Below are 18025 nucleotides of genomic sequence, written 5' to 3' on the forward strand. Positions count from 1 at the left end.
TTGTCTAACTATCCATTTATACAACATGGCTCCCTAAATACAGAATGCTATGAGAAACTTTCAGTGAATCATTATCAACTATTAATATAAGAATATTTCATTTAATTCCAAACAAAGCCCTATACTTATCTAATTCCATATCAGAAAAATCATTTCTGAGCCATCCATTTCTATCTATCTTATACATTTCATATTCCCACTCCTCTTCAAATCGCTCACCTGTATGAGCCATTTCATTCAAGATTTCAGGAGGGAAGGGCTCCCAAACATCACCTCTTAAGCGTTTTATAGAAAAAAGGTCCTCCTTCTTTTCTGTCCAAACGGCTACAAATTCAGTCTGTTCTCTCATCAAAGAAGCTATCCGTATCAGAGAACGCACCTTATTATCTTTACAAACCACACGAACAATATCATTCATCAGAAAAAAAGATGAATCCATTCCGTCTTCTTCACTATTATATTTGATAAGAAGCAGAAAACTTTTATATGGGGTATCCTCTTCAAGACAACCAAGATATAAAATCTCAGATACTTTCCTGAAGAGTTTTACCGCTGCTTCTTTTCCCTCCCACTGCATATTTTTGTGCAATGATACTATACTGTCATGCCTAGTTCTATTTATGACACTTTGATTAACCAACCATTCATAAAAACGTCCTCCCACCTTAGGGTAAACCATAGAGTAATCCTCTCGGTCACAAAGTCCCGATATAGAGTTCTGAACAAAAGAAATACTATCATTTTTAAAAGGAACAAAAACGAGTAACGAATTCATTAAAGTATCTGACACATCGAATGTATTCCCATCTTCATAGTTTTGATACTCTAGCAAAAGACTATCATTACGTATCCAACTGATATCTGTTAGTTCCCTCCTCGTGATAGTCGATGAGCAGCTTAAAAGCATAAGTAGAACCCAACTTACTACTACTATTTTCATATCCAATATTTTAATAACCTAATATTTTCGCTGCTTTCAGATATCTAGTCGGAATAGTAGAAGTCATATTATTCAGATTTCGATAATATCCCACTTTATAGTTCCATTTCAATGCATGCTGATACTCCCACTCTCTTATATAAGCATGATGTGAGGTTGGATTATTTAATCCCATGCCATAAAAACCTGCATGATAATATTCATGTCCCATAGTCAAAAAAAGTTGTTCTTTGCATATAAATGCTGACTTATACAAGAAAACATTATATCCTTTACCAACTCCGTTGGATACAGTTGTTCCATTTACATACTGACCTCTGTATTTAACTAAATCACCCAATTTTATATGCCCTCTAGGAATAGTCCCATCCGCATACAAATTATCTACATTTTGTACATTTTCAAAATTTTCTAATGAAAATTCAGCCGCATACTCATTTGAATACTCCATACCCTCACCAATCTGAACCGTGTTTCCATCAGCCATATTCACTCCATTAGTATAATCAAAATATTGAGCTCCCTTTCCCGTAAAGAAATTTCCATGATTCTTCATTGCTGAGACACCACCCAGCACTCCTCCAATAACACCACCAATAGCACCACTTATCCCTCCAGCAGCTAAACCTGCATTCAGCCCCTGCTTAAAATTTGCTCCATTCAACCAAGCATTTCCAGCTCCTCCGACAAAACCGCCAGCAAAACCTCCACTAAACCCAGTAACCGCCCCACCGATAAAACTAGTCGTTCCTAATAATCCGGCCATTGCTCCGCCTGCAAAATACCCGGCAGCACCAGATGCTCCACCTATGAATAGCCCTTTCAACATATCACCAGCCAAAGCCCAACCAGAATTATCACTCATCACCATAGCAGTTCCCATCCCAATCCAAGCCCCCACAATAACAGCAGCTAACCAAACAGATTTTCCACTTTTATCTACATACATCAACGGATTATTTAGCACATAACTATATCGATTAAAGTTTTGCGTGAAATCCATCATCTGCACATATGGATCCGGACTCAAGAATCGTCCCAATGCGGAATCATATAAACGCGCATTCATATTAACCAAGCCAAAGGCAGACAGATGTTCATGCCCCGTATACCCCCTGCCTAAAAGCAATGCCGGTTCTAAACCAGGAGCATAAAGTACATGGTTAATAGGATTACGTAAACGCCCCCAAGCATCATAACTCAATTCCTGTTGGACAATACCCGCAGAATTTGTAATATGCGTGATACTACCCAAGTAATCACGACAAATATAATAAATTCCCCATGATCCATTCTTCTTCATATAAACAATTGGCGAAGAATAATAATCACCAGCCAAATAAAGGCGAGTTTCCGCATTATTTGTCTCATAACAATTACCGAGATAATAAGTCGCATTTTGTACAGCCCCCTTATGAGTTAAAAGCATTTTAGCACGTTCACCAGAAGAATCATACGTAAAAGTAGCTGTATAACCATTTTCTACAATAGTAGCCGGACGCTGAAAAGAAGTATAAGTAACATCTTGATTCCGTATAGGTATTTGATTTCCATTTAATTCCACATTAGTCACTGCATAAGGCTTCGTATCATGACTATAAAACATGGTGCCAATACCACTCATTGAGGTAATATTTCCTTTCGAATCATACCCTACCGTCTTACCTGCATAATTAGCTAAACGATTCAGATTATCATAACTAAAAGATTCCGTCAGATTGCGCTTCTTATCTACACGACTTGTCAGGTTTCCTTTCTGAATATCGAATGTATAAGCAAAATGTTGGATCACTCCAGCTTTTCTTTCTGTCAGTATACCATAGCTATTATATCCATACGTACGCGTTAATGGTCCAGTTACAGCGTTCGTAGGTTGCCCCAATCCATTCTCGGCTGTCAACTTCCATATAGAAGTTGTCCCCAACTTTACTTCTGTTAATTGTCCATTAACATAGGTCATATTCTCCGTTCCAATCACCGCCTCTTTAGAGGAACTATATGTAACAGAAGACACATTGCCATTTGCATAAGCGAAAACACGTTTCAACCAGATATCATCCGAAACCTTATCCGTCCGTGAGTTCAATCGGGCATATTCATCATAAGTATAGACTTTAGAAACGCCATTGGTCGAAGTCTCATTATCAATCTGTTTTGTTACCGGATCATATTTATAAGTAGTAGTAAACTCTGGTTGAACTTTACTTTTAGGACGACCATATTTATCATATACAATAGCTACAGTTTTATTATTTGCATCAGTTTGTGTTACCGTACGTATATTACCCGAGTAACCCTCCGTAAAAGTCATTGTCCCAGCACTAGGATCTACAATTTTAGTTCGGTGTCCATAATCAGGATCATAGTCAAACTCTGTTATAACCCCTCCTGGTGCAATAACCTTTTTCAACTGTTTGTCTGGACGATAAGAATAAGTAATTGTTCCTCCTGGATCTGTTGCGGAAGCCAACAGTCCACTCTTATCGTATGTTCGGGTAATTGTAATACCTTCTTTTACTATTGTTTCACTTTTCCCAATATAACTGTAAGATGTTGTTTTGCCATATGGCTCTGAAAACGAAACTATTCGATCAAAATCATCATAACTATATACATTCCATAACGAAGCTGTATTTCCTTTATAAGGCAGAGAGACCTTCCATAAGCGTCCCCAGTTATCATATTGTTTATCTATATACAGCCAAGTTCCATCAAAGCGTTTATTACCAATACGAATATCACGCCCTAGAGCATCATAATATGTACGCTGTTCCGGCATCCCCGTTACTGATTTCTCAATATAATATACCCCTGTACTCAAATCCCATCTATAATTTATATTCTCTATTGTACCATCATCATAAGTGGTTGTATTAACTCTCCCCAAATCATCATAATTATACAAAGCAATCTTACCCAAATTATTTACCACTTTTTCTGGTAGGCCATATTTATTATAATTAGAATATACCGTCATACGTCCTAAAGCATCAGTACGAGTGTTTACATAGCAATTATTCAAATAAGTACAAGTGTCTCCTAAATATTCCACCGATGTACGGGGGGCACTTACTTCTGTTAAAACATTGCCGTAAACATCATAAGTGCATCGCGTTTCTCCAACTTTATTACCATTAATTTTAATTATTTTCTTTTCTGGAAGATTTGTTCCTGTTTTATAAACCAATTCTTCTGAAGTTACCCACGAACTCCCATCACGCGATTCTGTTATTGTTTTCAAACAGGGAAGACCTATCAGCCACTTCGCGGTTGTGTTTGTATTACTATAAGTTTGATTCGTAACTGTTTTGATCACATTGTTAGATGTATAATCCGTATAAGTAACTGTTTCACGCGTAGGATTACTGTAAGTATCATAAAGATAATCTTTAGTCACTGTGGTACTTTTCAAAAGATCCTTTTCTACTGAGTTGTTCAGTCGTACCGTGGCTTTCTTATTAGAAGCAACAGCTGAATAATAAGTATAATTTCCTTCTGCTTCAGGAGTAATGACCCTAACCAAATTATTAAAGTTCAAAGGATCGTATATCGTTGTTATGGTTTTGTTACGTAATACATCCTCTGCTATTATTTTAGTAAAGCCACAAAAGCCACGGCCCTGCCGATGTACAACCCCTCCTTGATAGCGATACTCTTCCGAGGTTAAAATGCTACCATTTAAAGCAGTTTCTTTAGCAGCGAGCCCCCACAAAGGCCCTTGAAAGCGTTCATAAGGGAATGAAACAATTGCATTGGAACTATAAAAATCAATATAATCTCCGTTCTTTGCATTGAGAAGTTGATAGGAGTTTTTATCTATCACCCCGAAGCTATTAATTACTCCTGTTAGCAAATATTGTTTACGCTCATTCCTTGTAAAGCTCACCTTGTAAACATTTTCATCAATAACAGCTATAAGGGAACTATAAAAATTCGGTTGAGAAATAGAAGAAGGAAGTAAAGTAATACCACCACCAAGTGACGTTCCAAACCTATCCTCTTCTTTAAACCCACCATTACGATTGAAATACCCCCATGTACTGGTATTCTGCCTAAGTACCAAGTCTACATACCCATCTTGATCTATATCCTGTAGCATACAGGCAGCTTCATGTTCCACATATTCCGTTAAATTAAACGATCTACGTATATTGGATAACGGATAATAAACCTCCCACCACGTACCATTATGAAATTTACGCCAATATTCCACTTGACAGACATCCCCATGCACAGAACAACTACTACCATCCAGCCACTCACCACAAACCAAGCACCTGTTGGAATACCCAATATATTCTCCACAATGCACACATTCATAATCTTCCGGATATTCTGCATTACACTCCGGGCAAAATTCGTGTGAAGTAACAGGCATCTCATACGTACCTTTTTTGGTATATGACTTGACAGGAGTTACTAAGAATTCCGGTTTGCCATCACCATTTATATCTCCAATGGCCATGTCTCTATTGCTTTGAAATACATAATTATAGGATAAGTCAAAACTACATTTCAAGTTTAAGCTATATACTCCGTTCACTTGAGAAAACGAATACACTTTTGTTATCCCAAAATTAATATGACAAATATCCGTCTTTCCATCTCCGTCAATATCTACAGCCACCAAAATTCCTTGTTTCACATTGAAATTGAAAACATGAGCATTAAACAACACCTTATTTGTGCTCAAATCAAACAAATAGCACTTAGAGTTCATATCCTTATCCAAAGGTCTATCCATAGATATAGCCAATAACTCAGCTTTTCCATCTCCATTGTAATCGCCCGGAAGATATACTTTTGGCCAAATGCTAGAACTATTGGGAGCCTCACTGTCAAATGTAAAAGTAGAAGTCTGTGTCAAAGACAAACCCAGACCAGGCTTATAAACCTTTACAGTTAAACGATCCTTACCACTCTGCACCGTAGCATTTATCTTCAATAGTTCATCTCCAGATACTCCATCTACATCTGCCGACAATAAAGTCTGAAAGCCTCGCTCTGCATACAAAGTTGCAGGTACCAAAGTACTACCTTCCAAATTTCGATATACAAGCAACTCTTGGTTTTCAGCAAAAGCAGAATAATACCCTTTCGAAGATATAGCACAAGGATTAAAATCCGGATACGAAAAAAGTCCATCATCTTCTGTCCCTGACTCAAACTTTACCTTATTTACTACTAAATCGGTATCCTGATTAAAATATCTCGTTAATATAGCTTTTTGTTTTTCCCATCCATTCATATTATTATCATATCCATAGTAAAACAACAAAGGATTTAAATTATCGCAATCGATTCTTGTCAACAAAGACACATTACTAGTTTTATAAACAAATGAATAGGTATGAAGCAATTCTGTTCCGTGATAACACTTGATATTATCAAGTAAATGGGATAACTTTACTTCTGTCCCTCCTTCAAAACCACCCAACACGTCCACACGGTCTTTATAAGTAAATGTAATATTAGCCAATGGCGTATCAGAAGAGGTATGGGCTCCATATTCTATATTTAGAATACGATATCTGTTATTTTGATAAGCATAAGAAAAGGATACCATATTCCCCAAAACATCTGTACTTTTAGATATTGGGTAAACGAGGCAGTCACTCGCATTAGTTTGTGAACCAAACACAGCTACCGTGCCATTCGGATATAATACCATAAAATAACTAAACGTTCCGGATGCCGTTTTCTGCGCTTTCACTCGAATATTCCCTTGTTCTGTCTCAAAAACATTCACAACAGTTGTTGGTAACAGACGAACTCCATCAAGCATTAATGCATCATCACCATTCACTTCAACCGGTGCTGTTTTACCGTCATAGTACATAGAACGTGGTACTCGAGTTATAGATGATAGACCGCCAATAGACCAACCATAACCAACTATGTCATTTCCACCTTGACTATTATAAGTAATGGAAACAGAAGGTGTAATGCCACTACGTACCGGAACACACGAAATAGGAACATTGTAAACAAGTCCTCCCGATGGCGTAACTTGTGAATTTATTGGTATAACACCAACATCTTTACTTGTATTTACAGATATTGAGGTAGGGATATGCGTATGAGAACCACTCGCAAAACCTCTTACTAAATCTTGTTGAGACATAGGATTTTGGTTAACAATAGTCTCTTTGCTCCTGCACTCTAGCTTTTTTATATAAATGGAATCACCAGTAGAAATTGTGTCAGTAGGTACTGTCCGATGTTTTTTTATGGATGAAATAAAATCAAAAGATTGTTGTCCCATAGATGGGAATGTCACTATAAAAGTAAATGTCACGGCTAAAAGAATAAGCCATAAGTGATGTGTTTTCATAATAAATAATTAGTTTACAAACAGTATAACCCTATTCTTTAATAATTTTCCATATAGATTGCCTTGAACCAAAGACCAACTTCAGCAAATATGTACCCGACACAAAGCTATCAAGCTGAAGGATAGTTCGTATAGAAGTCACATCCTGTCTTAACAATAGTCGACCTTGCAAATCGTACAGGAAAACCTCGCCGTAACCCGGCTCAAAGAGTTCACTTAACAGAACAGTCAACTCCGTTTGCATTGGATTAGGAAAGAGCTTAATTGCTTTCTGTTCCAACAGTCCTTCCGACAAAACAACATTTACCTCGTTTTTTTGAAGAACAAAAGAACGCGTAGCTACTTGCATTCGAGTAACCCTGTTACCGGCAGCATCATACAAATACGAAAAAGATTGTGAGAAAATGGAAGTGGCCAATCCTAAGTTGATTAAGAGCAAAATAAATTTCAATTTCATGTTTTTCATAATTTAATTACGCAATAAAGATAGACACTCTTTTTTTAGAAAAAAGCTATCAGCATTATGTATTTAGAGGCAATACAATTTTTACTCCTTTTTCTACAGTTTTTACTCTAAATAAAAAGTTTATAGACAACAACCAGGAATTTCTCATGCAGTTTTTTCCTCCATGACTTCGCTAAATCAAATAAAAAATGCAAAGTCTTCCATCTTTTAACCCCACCATACTCCAACCGTACCCGAACCGTACTTGCTCCGTACCTTCTTCGGTCAGAAGTACCTCTATACGGAGAAACTACGGAGTTGGTACGGAGCAAGTACGGCTCAGGTACGGTACAAGTACAGTCCGAATAGAAAACTAACAAGGTTTTTGCCCCTCAATTCCCCACGAATAAAGCCTTTCGGCACCATGTTCATTATCAACGAAATAAACAATGAACAGGGTGTTGAAAACTTCTCTGAAAGTTTTTAGTTAAAACTTGTGGGGGATTGTGGGGAAATGTGTACTTTTACCGTCGCTTATTATAATAAGGTAGCAATGATACGTTTTTTGGGCAATATAGAAGCGAAGACCGACGCAAAGGGACGTGTATTTATCCCCGCCGGCTTTCGGAGGCAACTGCAATCCGCTTCCGAAGAAAGGCTAGTGCTGCGCAAAGACGTATTCCAAGATTGCCTGGTACTCTATCCAGAAAGCGTTTGGTTCAAGACGCAAAACCAATTAAGGAGGCGATTGAACAAATGGAACGCAAAACACCAAGACATTTTCCGGCAATTTGTGAGCGATGCGGAAATCATGATTCCCGACGGGAACGGACGCATCCTTCTGCCCAAACGTTACCTGCAAATGGCCGGCATACAGAGCGATGTACGTTTTATTGGTATGGATAATACAATAGAGATCTGGGCAAAAGAGAAAACCGAACAGCCATTCGTCAGTCCGGAAGAGTTCAGCGAAGCATTGCAGGACATTCTGGGAGATGAGGATGATTGGAAGGAAGAGGAAGAGAATGATTAACGTTTAGTGATGAGTGATTAGTGATGAATGAAGAATTGACATATCATGTACCGGTGCTGTTGATGCCGAGTGTGGACGGAATGAATATCCGCCCGGATGGGACGTATGTAGACGTCACTTTCGGCGGAGGAGGACATTCACGCGAAATACTGTCACGATTGGGAGACGGCGGACGGTTACTGGGATTTGACCAGGACGAAGATGCCGAACAGAATATCGTGGATAATCCGCATTTCATTTTTGTACGCAGCAATTTCCGCTACCTGCATAACTTCCTACGCTACCATGATATAGAAGAAGTAGATGCGATACTTGCCGATCTAGGTGTGTCCTCACACCACTTCGATGATAGCGAGCGGGGATTCTCATTCCGCTTTGACGGGGCACTGGATATGCGTATGAACAAACGTGCAGGAGATACTGCGGCGGACATTATCAATACTTATAATGAAGAGCGCTTGGCAGATATCTTCTATTTGTACGGTGAACTGAAAAACAGCCGCAAATTGGCATCCGTACTCGTAAAGGCACGCGCCGGACAAAAAGTAACAACTATCGGTGAGTTTCTGGAAATCATCAAGCCACTTTTCGGCCGGGAACGGGAGAAAAAAGAACTGGCAAAAGTCTTCCAGGCATTGCGTATCGAAGTAAATCAGGAAATGGAAGCGCTGAAAGAGATGTTGTATGCAGCAACCGAGGCGCTGAAACCAGGTGGAAGACTGGTAGTAATCACGTATCACTCGCTGGAAGACAGAATGGTGAAGAATATGATGAAAACCGGAAACGTAGAAGGCAAGATGGAAAAAGATTTCTTTGGAAATGTACAGACACCTTTCCGGCTGGTGAACAATAAGGTGATTGTACCGGACGAAGCGGAGATAGAACGAAATCCGAGATCGCGAAGTGCAAAACTGAGAATAGCGGAGAAGAAGTGATAAAGAGCAAGAGTGGTAAAATGATAAAGCGGTAGAGTGATAGAGCGATGAAGGAAATGGAAGAAAAACAGGTAAATGAGAAAACAGAGAAAGCGGAAAAGGCGAAGAAAGCTAAAAATCGCACGTCTCTGAAGAACATCATTGGTGGTGATATTCTGGCAACGGATTTTTTCCGTCGTCAGACCAAATTGCTTGTGCTGATAATGGTGCTGATACTGTTTTACATACACAACCGTTATGCTTGTCAGCAACAAATGATAGAGATTGATAAACTGAAAAAAGAACTGATTGACATTAAATATGATGCCCTCACCCGTAGCTCGGAGTTGATGGAAAAAAGTCGCCAGTCACGCATTGAGGAATACATTGCAACCAAGGAGAGTGACTTACAGACCTCAACCAATCCACCGTATTTGATTAAGTAATCAGTAGAACCGTTAAACAGAAAACAGACTTGGCAGTAAATAAGAAAAATATCATGACCCGCTACTTCTTTGTAGTCCTCGTAATGGGACTGCTGGGAATAGCTATTGTCGTAAAAGCCGCAATTATCATGTTTGCAGAGCGACAATACTGGCAGGATGTAGCCGACCGTTTCATAAAAGAGAACGTAACGGTAAAGCCTAATCGTGGTAATATTCTTTCATCCGACGGCAAACTGATGGCAAGTTCCTTGCCGGAATATCGCATCTATATGGACTTTAAGGCAGGTGGTGTAACCAAAGATACCATGCTGGTGAATCATATGAACGAAATTTGCGAAGGACTGCATAAGATATTCCCCGATAAGAGTGCCGCTGAATTTAAGTCACACTTACAGAAAGGGCGTAAGAAGGGCAGCCGTAATTATCTGATTTATCCGAGACGCATTTCGTATATCCAGTATAAAGAAGCAAAACGTTTGCCTGTATTCAATCTGAACAAGTACAAAGGTGGCTTCCACGAGCAGGTTTATAATCAACGTAAGAAGCCATTCGGATCATTGGCAGCCCGTACATTGGGCGATCTTTATGCCGATACTGCACAAGGTGCAAAAAGTGGTATCGAGTTGTCATTCGACACCTTATTGAAAGGTCGCGACGGCATCACCCATCGCCAGAAGGTGATGAACAAGTACCTGAATATCGTAGATATAGCCCCCGTAGACGGTTGCGACATTATCTCAACCCTCGATGTAGGCATGCAGGATATCTGCGAGAAAGCATTGGTAGACAAGTTGAAGGAAATTAATGCCACTGTAGGTGTGGCAGTACTCATGGAAGTACAGACCGGCGAAGTGAAAGCCATCGTCAACATGATGAAAGCCAACGATGGCAACTATTACGAAATGCGCAACAATGCCATCAGTGACATGATGGAACCGGGCTCGACTTTCAAGACAGCTTCCATCATGGTGGCTCTTGAAGATGGAAAGATCACACCGGAAACAGAAGTAGACACCGGAAATGGTATTATGATGATGTATGGCAGCAAAATGAGAGATCATAACTGGCATCGCGGAGGATACGGGAAAATCAATGTAACACGTATTCTGGAAGTCTCATCCAATGTAGGTGTCTCCTATCTCATTGACAAACATTACAAAGATAATCCGCAGAAATATGTGGATGGTTTAAAGCGCATGAGCATCGACCAACCGCTACATCTACAAATTTCCGGCGAAGGAAAGCCTAACATCAAGGGTCCGAAGGAAAGATACTTCGCAAAAACAACCCTGCCCTGGATGAGTATTGGATACGAAACACAGGTTCCGCCACTCAATATCCTGACTTTCTATAATGCCATTGCCAACAATGGTGTAATGATACGACCCAAATTCGTAAAGGCTGCGGTAAAAGACGGTGAAGTTATAGAAGAATATCCTACGGAAGTGATTAACCCGAAGATATGCTCTGACCGGACATTGACTCAGATACGTGATATTCTGGAAAAAGTGGTATCACAAGGATTAGCCAAACCAGCCGGAAGCAAACAATTTTCCGTAGCCGGCAAGACGGGTACAGCACAGGTATCACAAGGTACAGCAGGCTATAAAAACGGACGAGTGAATTATCTGGTAAGCTTTTGTGGCTATTTCCCGGCTGATGCTCCCAAGTATAGCTGTATCGTTTCCATACAGAAACCGGGACTTCCGGCATCAGGTGGTCTGATGGCAGGTAGTGTATTCGGAAAAATTGCAGAAAGAGTATATGCAAAGAATCTGCGGTTTGATATTCGCAGTGCAATAGATAGTACAAGCAATGTCATTCCTCCTGTAAAAGCCGGAGAAATGAATGAAGCCTTCCAGGTACTGAATAGTTTGAAAGTACCGGTGCAGAAACAGTTCACGTCCAAGAAAGGACAAGAGGCTTGGGGACATACACAAGCAGCTCCCAATGCAGTTGTTCTGCAAGGTAAAGACGGGGCCAACCCGGATCTTGTCCCCAGTGTTATTGGAATGGGAGCGAAGGATGCTGTGTACCTATTGGAGAGTAAAGGTCTGAAAGTGAGACTAAACGGTATCGGAAAAGTGAGAAATCAATCGATACCGGGAGGCAACCGGGTGGTAAAAGGACAGACGGTGACGTTAGCACTTCATTAGAGGTGCGGACGAAAGATTTACTAATTTAGAATATATATTATATATAAGGTATGGTATTAAGTGAATTACTGAAAGCAATACAACCGATACAGATTATCGGAAGTACGGAGACGGAGATAACGGGGGTAAACATCGACTCCCGCCTGGTACAAGCCGGACATCTGTTTATGGCTATGCGCGGTACTCAAACTGACGGACATGTCTATATTCCCGCGGCCATAGAGAAAGGCGCTGTCGCCGTGCTCTGCGAAGATGTACCCGAAGCTAAACAGGAGGGCATCACCTACATTCAGGTGAAAGACAGCGAAGACGCTGTAGGCAAAGTAGCCACTACATTCTACGACGATCCTACTTCCAAGATGGAACTGGTAGGTGTAACCGGAACGAATGGAAAGACGACCATCGCCACCTTATTATATAATACATTCCGTTATTTCGGCTATAAGGTAGGACTGATTTCTACTGTTTGCAACTACATAGACGATCAACCCATACCCACTGAGCATACGACCCCCGACCCCATCACTCTGAACCAGTTATTAGGACAGATGGCAGACTCCGGATGCAAGTATGTCTTCATGGAAGTGAGTTCGCACTCTATCGACCAGAAGCGTATCAGCGGGCTTCGTTTTGCAGGCGGTATTTTCACCAACCTGACGCGAGACCATCTGGACTATCACAAGACAGTGGAGAATTACCTCAAAGCTAAGAAGAAATTCTTCGACGATATGCCGAAGAATGCCTTCAGTCTGACCAACCTGGATGATAAGAACGGGCTTGTAATGACGCAAAACACGCGCTCGAAGGTATACACCTACTCATTGCGCAGCCTCAGCGATTTCAAAGGCAAGATATTGGAGTCTCATTTCGAAGGTATGTTACTCGACTTCAATAACCACGAACTGGCCGTGCATTTCATCGGCCGTTTTAATGCTTCAAACCTGTTGGCGGTATTTGGTGCAGCTGTACTGCTCGGCAAAAAAGAGGAAGATGTATTGGTTGCCCTCAGCACTTTGCAGCCGGTAGCCGGACGCTTCGATGCAGTGCGTTCACCCAAAGGCATCACCGCCATTGTAGATTATGCACACACTCCGGACGCCCTCATCAACGTATTGAACGCCATTCACGGAGTACTTGAAGGTAAAGGCAAGGTGATCACCGTAGTAGGCGCAGGCGGTAATCGCGATAAAGGCAAACGCCCCATCATGGCCAAGGAAGCAGCCAAAGCCAGCGATCGCGTCATCATTACCTCGGACAACCCGCGTTTTGAAGAGCCCCAGGATATCATCAACGATATGCTTGCCGGATTAGACAAGGAGGACATGCAGAAAACCATCAGCATAGCCGACCGTCGCGAGGCCATCAAGACCGCTTGCCTACTGGCACAGCCGGGTGATGTAATTCTCGTAGCCGGAAAAGGCCATGAAAACTATCAGGAGATTAAGGGAGTGAAACATCATTTCGATGATAAAGAAGAATTAAAAGCGATAATGTTTTAGAGTAATAGGGTGATAGAGTGATATTACTTTACCACCTTATCACAGCAAATAGTCAAATTATGTTGTATTATTTATTTCAATGGTTAGACAAGTATGACATTCCCGGCGCGGGTATGTTTGGATATACATCATTCCGGGCTTTGATGGCAATCATCCTTGCATTGCTCATTTCAAGCATCTGGGGAGATCGTTTTATCAACCTGCTGAAACGGAAACAGATTACGGAAACACAACGTGATGCCAGCATCGATCCGTTCGGGGTGAACAAGGTAGGTGTACCGAGCATGGGGGGAGTCATTATCATTGTAGCAATTCTCATTCCGTGTCTGCTACTGGGTAAGTTGAGTAATATCTATATGATATTGATGCTGATTACCACGGTATGGCTGGGGTCATTAGGATTTGCCGATGATTATATCAAGATTTTCAAGAAAGACAAAGAAGGCCTGCACGGAAAGTTCAAGATTATCGGACAGGTAGGATTGGGATTAATCGTGGGGCTTACCTTATACCTGAGCCCGCAAGCTGTTATCCGCGAAAACATTGAAGTGCAGAAACCCGGGCAGGAAGTGGAGGTTATTCATGCGGGACAAGACATTAAGTCGACGCAGACTACCATCCCCTTCTTCAAAAGCAATAACCTGGATTATGCTGATTTCGTAAGTTTTATGGGTAAACATGCGCAAACGGCAGGTTGGGTACTGTTTGTGATTATCACTATATTCGTAGTGACAGCCGTCAGCAATGGCGCCAATCTGAATGATGGAATGGACGGTATGGCGGCAGGAAACTCGGCAATTATAGGTTTGGCACTGGGAATTTTAGCTTATGTATCCAGCCACATCGAATATGCCGGTTATCTGAATATCATGTATATTCCCGGATCGGAGGAACTGGTAATCTTCATCTGCGCCTTCATTGGTGCCTTGATTGGTTTTCTGTGGTACAATGCGTATCCGGCACAGGTATTCATGGGTGATACGGGTAGTTTAACCATTGGCGGTATCATCGCCGTATTTGCCATCATCATACACAAAGAATTGCTGATACCCATTCTTTGCGGTGTATTCCTGCTGGAAAACCTATCCGTCATTTTACAACGGTTCTATTACAAAGCCGGAAAACGGAAAGGAGTAAAACAAAGGCTGTTCAAACGAACACCTATTCACGACCACTTCCGTACCTCCATGAGCCTGATCGAACCGGGCTGTACGGTGAAGTTTACAACGCCGACCAAGTTGTTCCATGAGTCAAAAATCACGGTCCGTTTCTGGATTGTGACGATTGTACTGGCCGCGATAACGATTATTACATTAAAGATAAGATAACAGAGTTGCCAGTGACGAGCTACAAGCTACAAGTGCTCGCTACCGGTAACCAATAAGAAACAAACTTGTAGCAACTACCAACTCCAGCCACTGCTTGTAGCTGGTAGCTGGTAGCCCGTAACTAAAGAAAACATGAGTAGAATTGTAGTATTAGGAGCCGGAGAGAGTGGTGCAGGTGCTGCCGTACTCGCCAAAGTGAAGGGATTCGACACATTCGTATCCGACATGTCCGCCATTAAAAGCAAATATAAAGAAGTGCTGGACAGGTACGACATCTCCTGGGAAGAGGGACAGCATACAGAAGAGCTGATTTTAAATGCCGAAGAAGTAGTGAAAAGCCCCGGCATCCCCAATGATGCTCCGATTATATTGAAACTGAAAAAGCAAGGTACGCCTGTCATCTCTGAGATAGAGTTTGCAGGACGCTATACCAATGCAAAAATGATATGTATTACCGGTTCAAACGGTAAGACCACTACCACCTCACTCATTTATCACATTTTCAAGAGTGCAGGTCTGAATGTAGGATTGGCAGGCAACATTGGCAAGAGCCTTGCTTTGCAGGTGGCCACGGATCAACATGATTACTACGTGATTGAGCTCAGTTCTTTCCAGTTGGATAACATGTATAAGTTCCGCGCTAATATTGCCGTGCTGATGAATATTACGCCCGACCACCTGGACCGCTACAATCACTGCATGCAGAATTATGTGGACGCAAAGTTCCGTATCACGCAGAACCAGACACCGGAAGATGCTTTCATCTTTTGGAACGACGACCCCATCATCAAACGCGAACTGGACAAACACGGGTTATGCGCCCACCTTTATCCATTCTCCGCAGTGAAAGAAGATGGAGCCATAGCCTACGTAGAAGACGGTGAAGTGGAAATCAACGAACCCATCGCCTTCAACATGGAACAGGAGAAATTGGCTTTACAAGGCACACATAACTTATACAATTCTCTCGCCGCAGGCATCTCCGCCAATCTCGCCGGAATAGAGAAAGAATATATTCGCCGGGCTTTGTCCGACTTCAAAGGCGTAGAACACCGCCTTGAAAAGGTAGCCACAGTGCGCGGTGTAGAGTTTATCAACGACTCTAAAGCTACCAACGTAAATTCCTGCTGGTATGCTTTGCAGAGCATGAAAACGAAAACGGTCCTGATACTGGGCGGAAAAGATAAAGGCAACGACTATACAGAGATTGAAGACCTTGTGCGCGAGAAATGCTCTGCCCTGGTTTACCTGGGATTGCATAACGAAAAGTTGCACGATTTCTTCGATCGCATGGGATTGCCCGTTGCCGATGTACAGACCGGTATGAAAGACGCCGTAGACGCCGCTTTCCGTTTGGCGAAAAAAGGCGAAACGGTATTGCTGAGTCCTTGTTGTGCAAGCTTCGACCTCTTCAACAGTTATGAAGACCGGGGCGACCAGTTCAAGGAATACGTTAGGGCGTTGTAATCATAGGCTGCGGACGGAACATCGTGAGAGGAAATTCTCACGCACTGTGAGAGGAGGCTCTCAGGCATCGTGAGAGGAGGCTCTCAGGCACCGTGAGAGAAGACTGATAAAACCCGTGAGAAGTTTGACTGTATGGAAGCGCTTTCATTCTTTAATTATTAACTATTAATTTGCGAAGCATTGGATTTACTCAGAAGCATATTCAAAGGTGACAAGGTAATCTGGATCATATTCCTTTTCCTTTGCCTCATTTCTATCGTAGAAGTGTTCAGCGCCGCGTCTACACTGACGTACAAGAGCGGCGACCACTGGGGGCCTATTACACAGCACAGCATCATCCTGATGGTGGGCGCTGTAGTAGTGGTGTTTATGCATAATATTCCCTATAAGTGGTTTCAGGTGTTCCCTGTGTTCCTGCTTCCTTTGTCCGTAGTATTACTGGGTCTCGTTATGATGATGGAACGCATCAACGGCGCTGCACGCTGGATGACCTTCATGGGTATCCAGTTCCAGCCTTCGGAGGTGGCAAAAATGGCCGTGATCATCGTCACTGCCTTTATCCTCTCCAAGGGACAGGATGAAGACGGGGCCAGTCCGAAAGCCTTTAAGCGTATCATGATTATCACAGGTGTTGTCTGCCTGCTGATTGCACCGGAGAACCTTTCGACGGCAGCTTTACTTTTCGGAGTGGTTTTTCTGATGATGTTCATCGGACGGGTGGCAATGAAGAAACTGTTGATACTGGCCGGTGCTCTGGCAGGAGTAGCAATCATAGGTGTAGCATTCCTGGTACTGACCAAGAATAGTGATTTACCGTTCCTGCACCGTTTTGACACATGGCGTGCCCGTATAGAGAAATTCACGGATGACACAGAAGTGCCTGCCGCCAAATTCGATATTGACAAGGATGCCCAGATAGCCCACGCCCGTATCGCCGTAGCCACAAGCAACGTTGTAGGTAGAGGGCCGGGTAACTCAGTACAGCGCGACTTCCTGAGCCAGGCATTCTCTGACTTTATCTTTGCCATTATTGTGGAAGAATTGGGATTGATAGGCGGGGCCTTCGTCGTATTCCTCTACGTCTGCCTGCTGATACGAGTCGGGCGTATAGCGAAGAAGTGCGACCGAACGTTTCCGGCCTTCCTCATCATAGGAATTGCGCTGCTGCTTGTATCGCAAGCCGTATTTAACATGATGGTGGCAGTAGGATTGGCACCGGTCACCGGACAACCGCTGCCGCTTATCAGTAAAGGTGGTACCTCCACACTTATCAACTGCGCCTACATCGGCATGATATTGAGTGTGAGTCGCTATACTGCCAAATTGGAAGAGATTAAAGAACATGACGCACAGATACCGATGCAAGTGGAAGCTGCTGTTGAAGAAGGAAATAGCGAGATACAAACAGCGGCCGAACCAACAGCAAAGGTGCTGAATAGTGATGCAGAATTCGAGTAGGAGAT

General features: G+C 42.1%; 11 protein-coding genes. 8 read left to right on the forward strand and 3 right to left on the reverse strand.

The annotated features are described in order from the left end of the window. Window positions 1-97: 97 nt before the first annotated feature. Genes BN161_RS09185 through BN161_RS09195 form a run of 3 tightly spaced genes read right to left on the reverse strand, consistent with a single transcriptional unit; the run spans window position 98 to window position 7740 of the window. Window positions 98-940, reverse strand: a complete 843-nt coding sequence (locus BN161_RS09185) for a hypothetical protein (protein WP_244436451.1) — start codon at window positions 938-940, stop codon at window positions 98-100. A gap of 10 nt (window positions 941-950) precedes the next feature. Next, window positions 951-7274 carry an RHS repeat-associated core domain-containing protein gene (locus tag BN161_RS09190; protein ID WP_244436452.1) on the reverse strand — a complete coding sequence of 2108 codons (6324 nt, stop codon included), beginning with the start codon at window positions 7272-7274 and terminating at the stop codon, window positions 951-953. 31 nt (window positions 7275-7305) lie between these two features. Next, window positions 7306-7740, reverse strand: coding sequence for a T9SS type A sorting domain-containing protein (locus BN161_RS09195; RefSeq protein WP_044265167.1), 435 nt, complete (start codon window positions 7738-7740; stop codon window positions 7306-7308). A 532-nt stretch (window positions 7741-8272) separates the two neighbouring features. Here BN161_RS09195 and mraZ point away from each other — a divergent pair. The 8 genes from mraZ to BN161_RS09235 all read left to right on the forward strand — a co-directional run bounded on the left by mraZ (window position 8273) and on the right by BN161_RS09235 (window position 18020). Then, window positions 8273-8752, forward strand: a complete 480-nt coding sequence (mraZ, locus tag BN161_RS09200; RefSeq protein ID WP_044265246.1) for a division/cell wall cluster transcriptional repressor MraZ — start codon at window positions 8273-8275, stop codon at window positions 8750-8752. 23 nt (window positions 8753-8775) lie between these two features. Next, window positions 8776-9687, forward strand: a complete 912-nt coding sequence (rsmH, locus tag BN161_RS09205) for a 16S rRNA (cytosine(1402)-N(4))-methyltransferase RsmH (protein ID WP_044265170.1) — start codon at window positions 8776-8778, stop codon at window positions 9685-9687. Between the two features lie 56 nt (window positions 9688-9743). Further along, on the forward strand, window positions 9744-10112 hold the full coding sequence (locus tag BN161_RS09210; RefSeq protein ID WP_125910786.1) for an FtsL-like putative cell division protein: 369 nt from the start codon (window positions 9744-9746) through the stop codon (window positions 10110-10112). Window positions 10113-10165: 53 nt separating this feature from the next. Further along, on the forward strand, window positions 10166-12268 hold the full coding sequence (locus tag BN161_RS09215; protein WP_044265174.1) for a penicillin-binding protein: 2103 nt from the start codon (window positions 10166-10168) through the stop codon (window positions 12266-12268). Between the two features lie 50 nt (window positions 12269-12318). Continuing rightward, on the forward strand, window positions 12319-13767 hold the full coding sequence (locus tag BN161_RS09220) for a UDP-N-acetylmuramoyl-L-alanyl-D-glutamate--2,6-diaminopimelate ligase (RefSeq protein WP_044265177.1): 1449 nt from the start codon (window positions 12319-12321) through the stop codon (window positions 13765-13767). 59 nt (window positions 13768-13826) lie between these two features. Continuing rightward, window positions 13827-15095 (forward strand): phospho-N-acetylmuramoyl-pentapeptide-transferase, encoded by a 1269-nt coding sequence (gene mraY / locus BN161_RS09225; RefSeq protein ID WP_007210863.1) that lies wholly within the window; start codon window positions 13827-13829, stop codon window positions 15093-15095. Between the two features lie 132 nt (window positions 15096-15227). Beyond that, a complete protein-coding gene (gene murD / locus BN161_RS09230) occupies window positions 15228-16562 on the forward strand; it encodes a UDP-N-acetylmuramoyl-L-alanine--D-glutamate ligase (RefSeq protein WP_044265179.1) in 1335 nt (444 codons plus the stop codon). Window positions 16563-16742: 180 nt separating this feature from the next. Then, window positions 16743-18020 (forward strand): FtsW/RodA/SpoVE family cell cycle protein, encoded by a 1278-nt coding sequence (locus BN161_RS09235; RefSeq protein ID WP_044265182.1) that lies wholly within the window; start codon window positions 16743-16745, stop codon window positions 18018-18020. Window positions 18021-18025: the final 5 nt, after the last annotated feature.

Origin of the sequence: Bacteroides timonensis (assembly GCF_000513195.1) — a bacterium.
Taxonomy (GTDB): domain Bacteria; phylum Bacteroidota; class Bacteroidia; order Bacteroidales; family Bacteroidaceae; genus Bacteroides; species Bacteroides timonensis.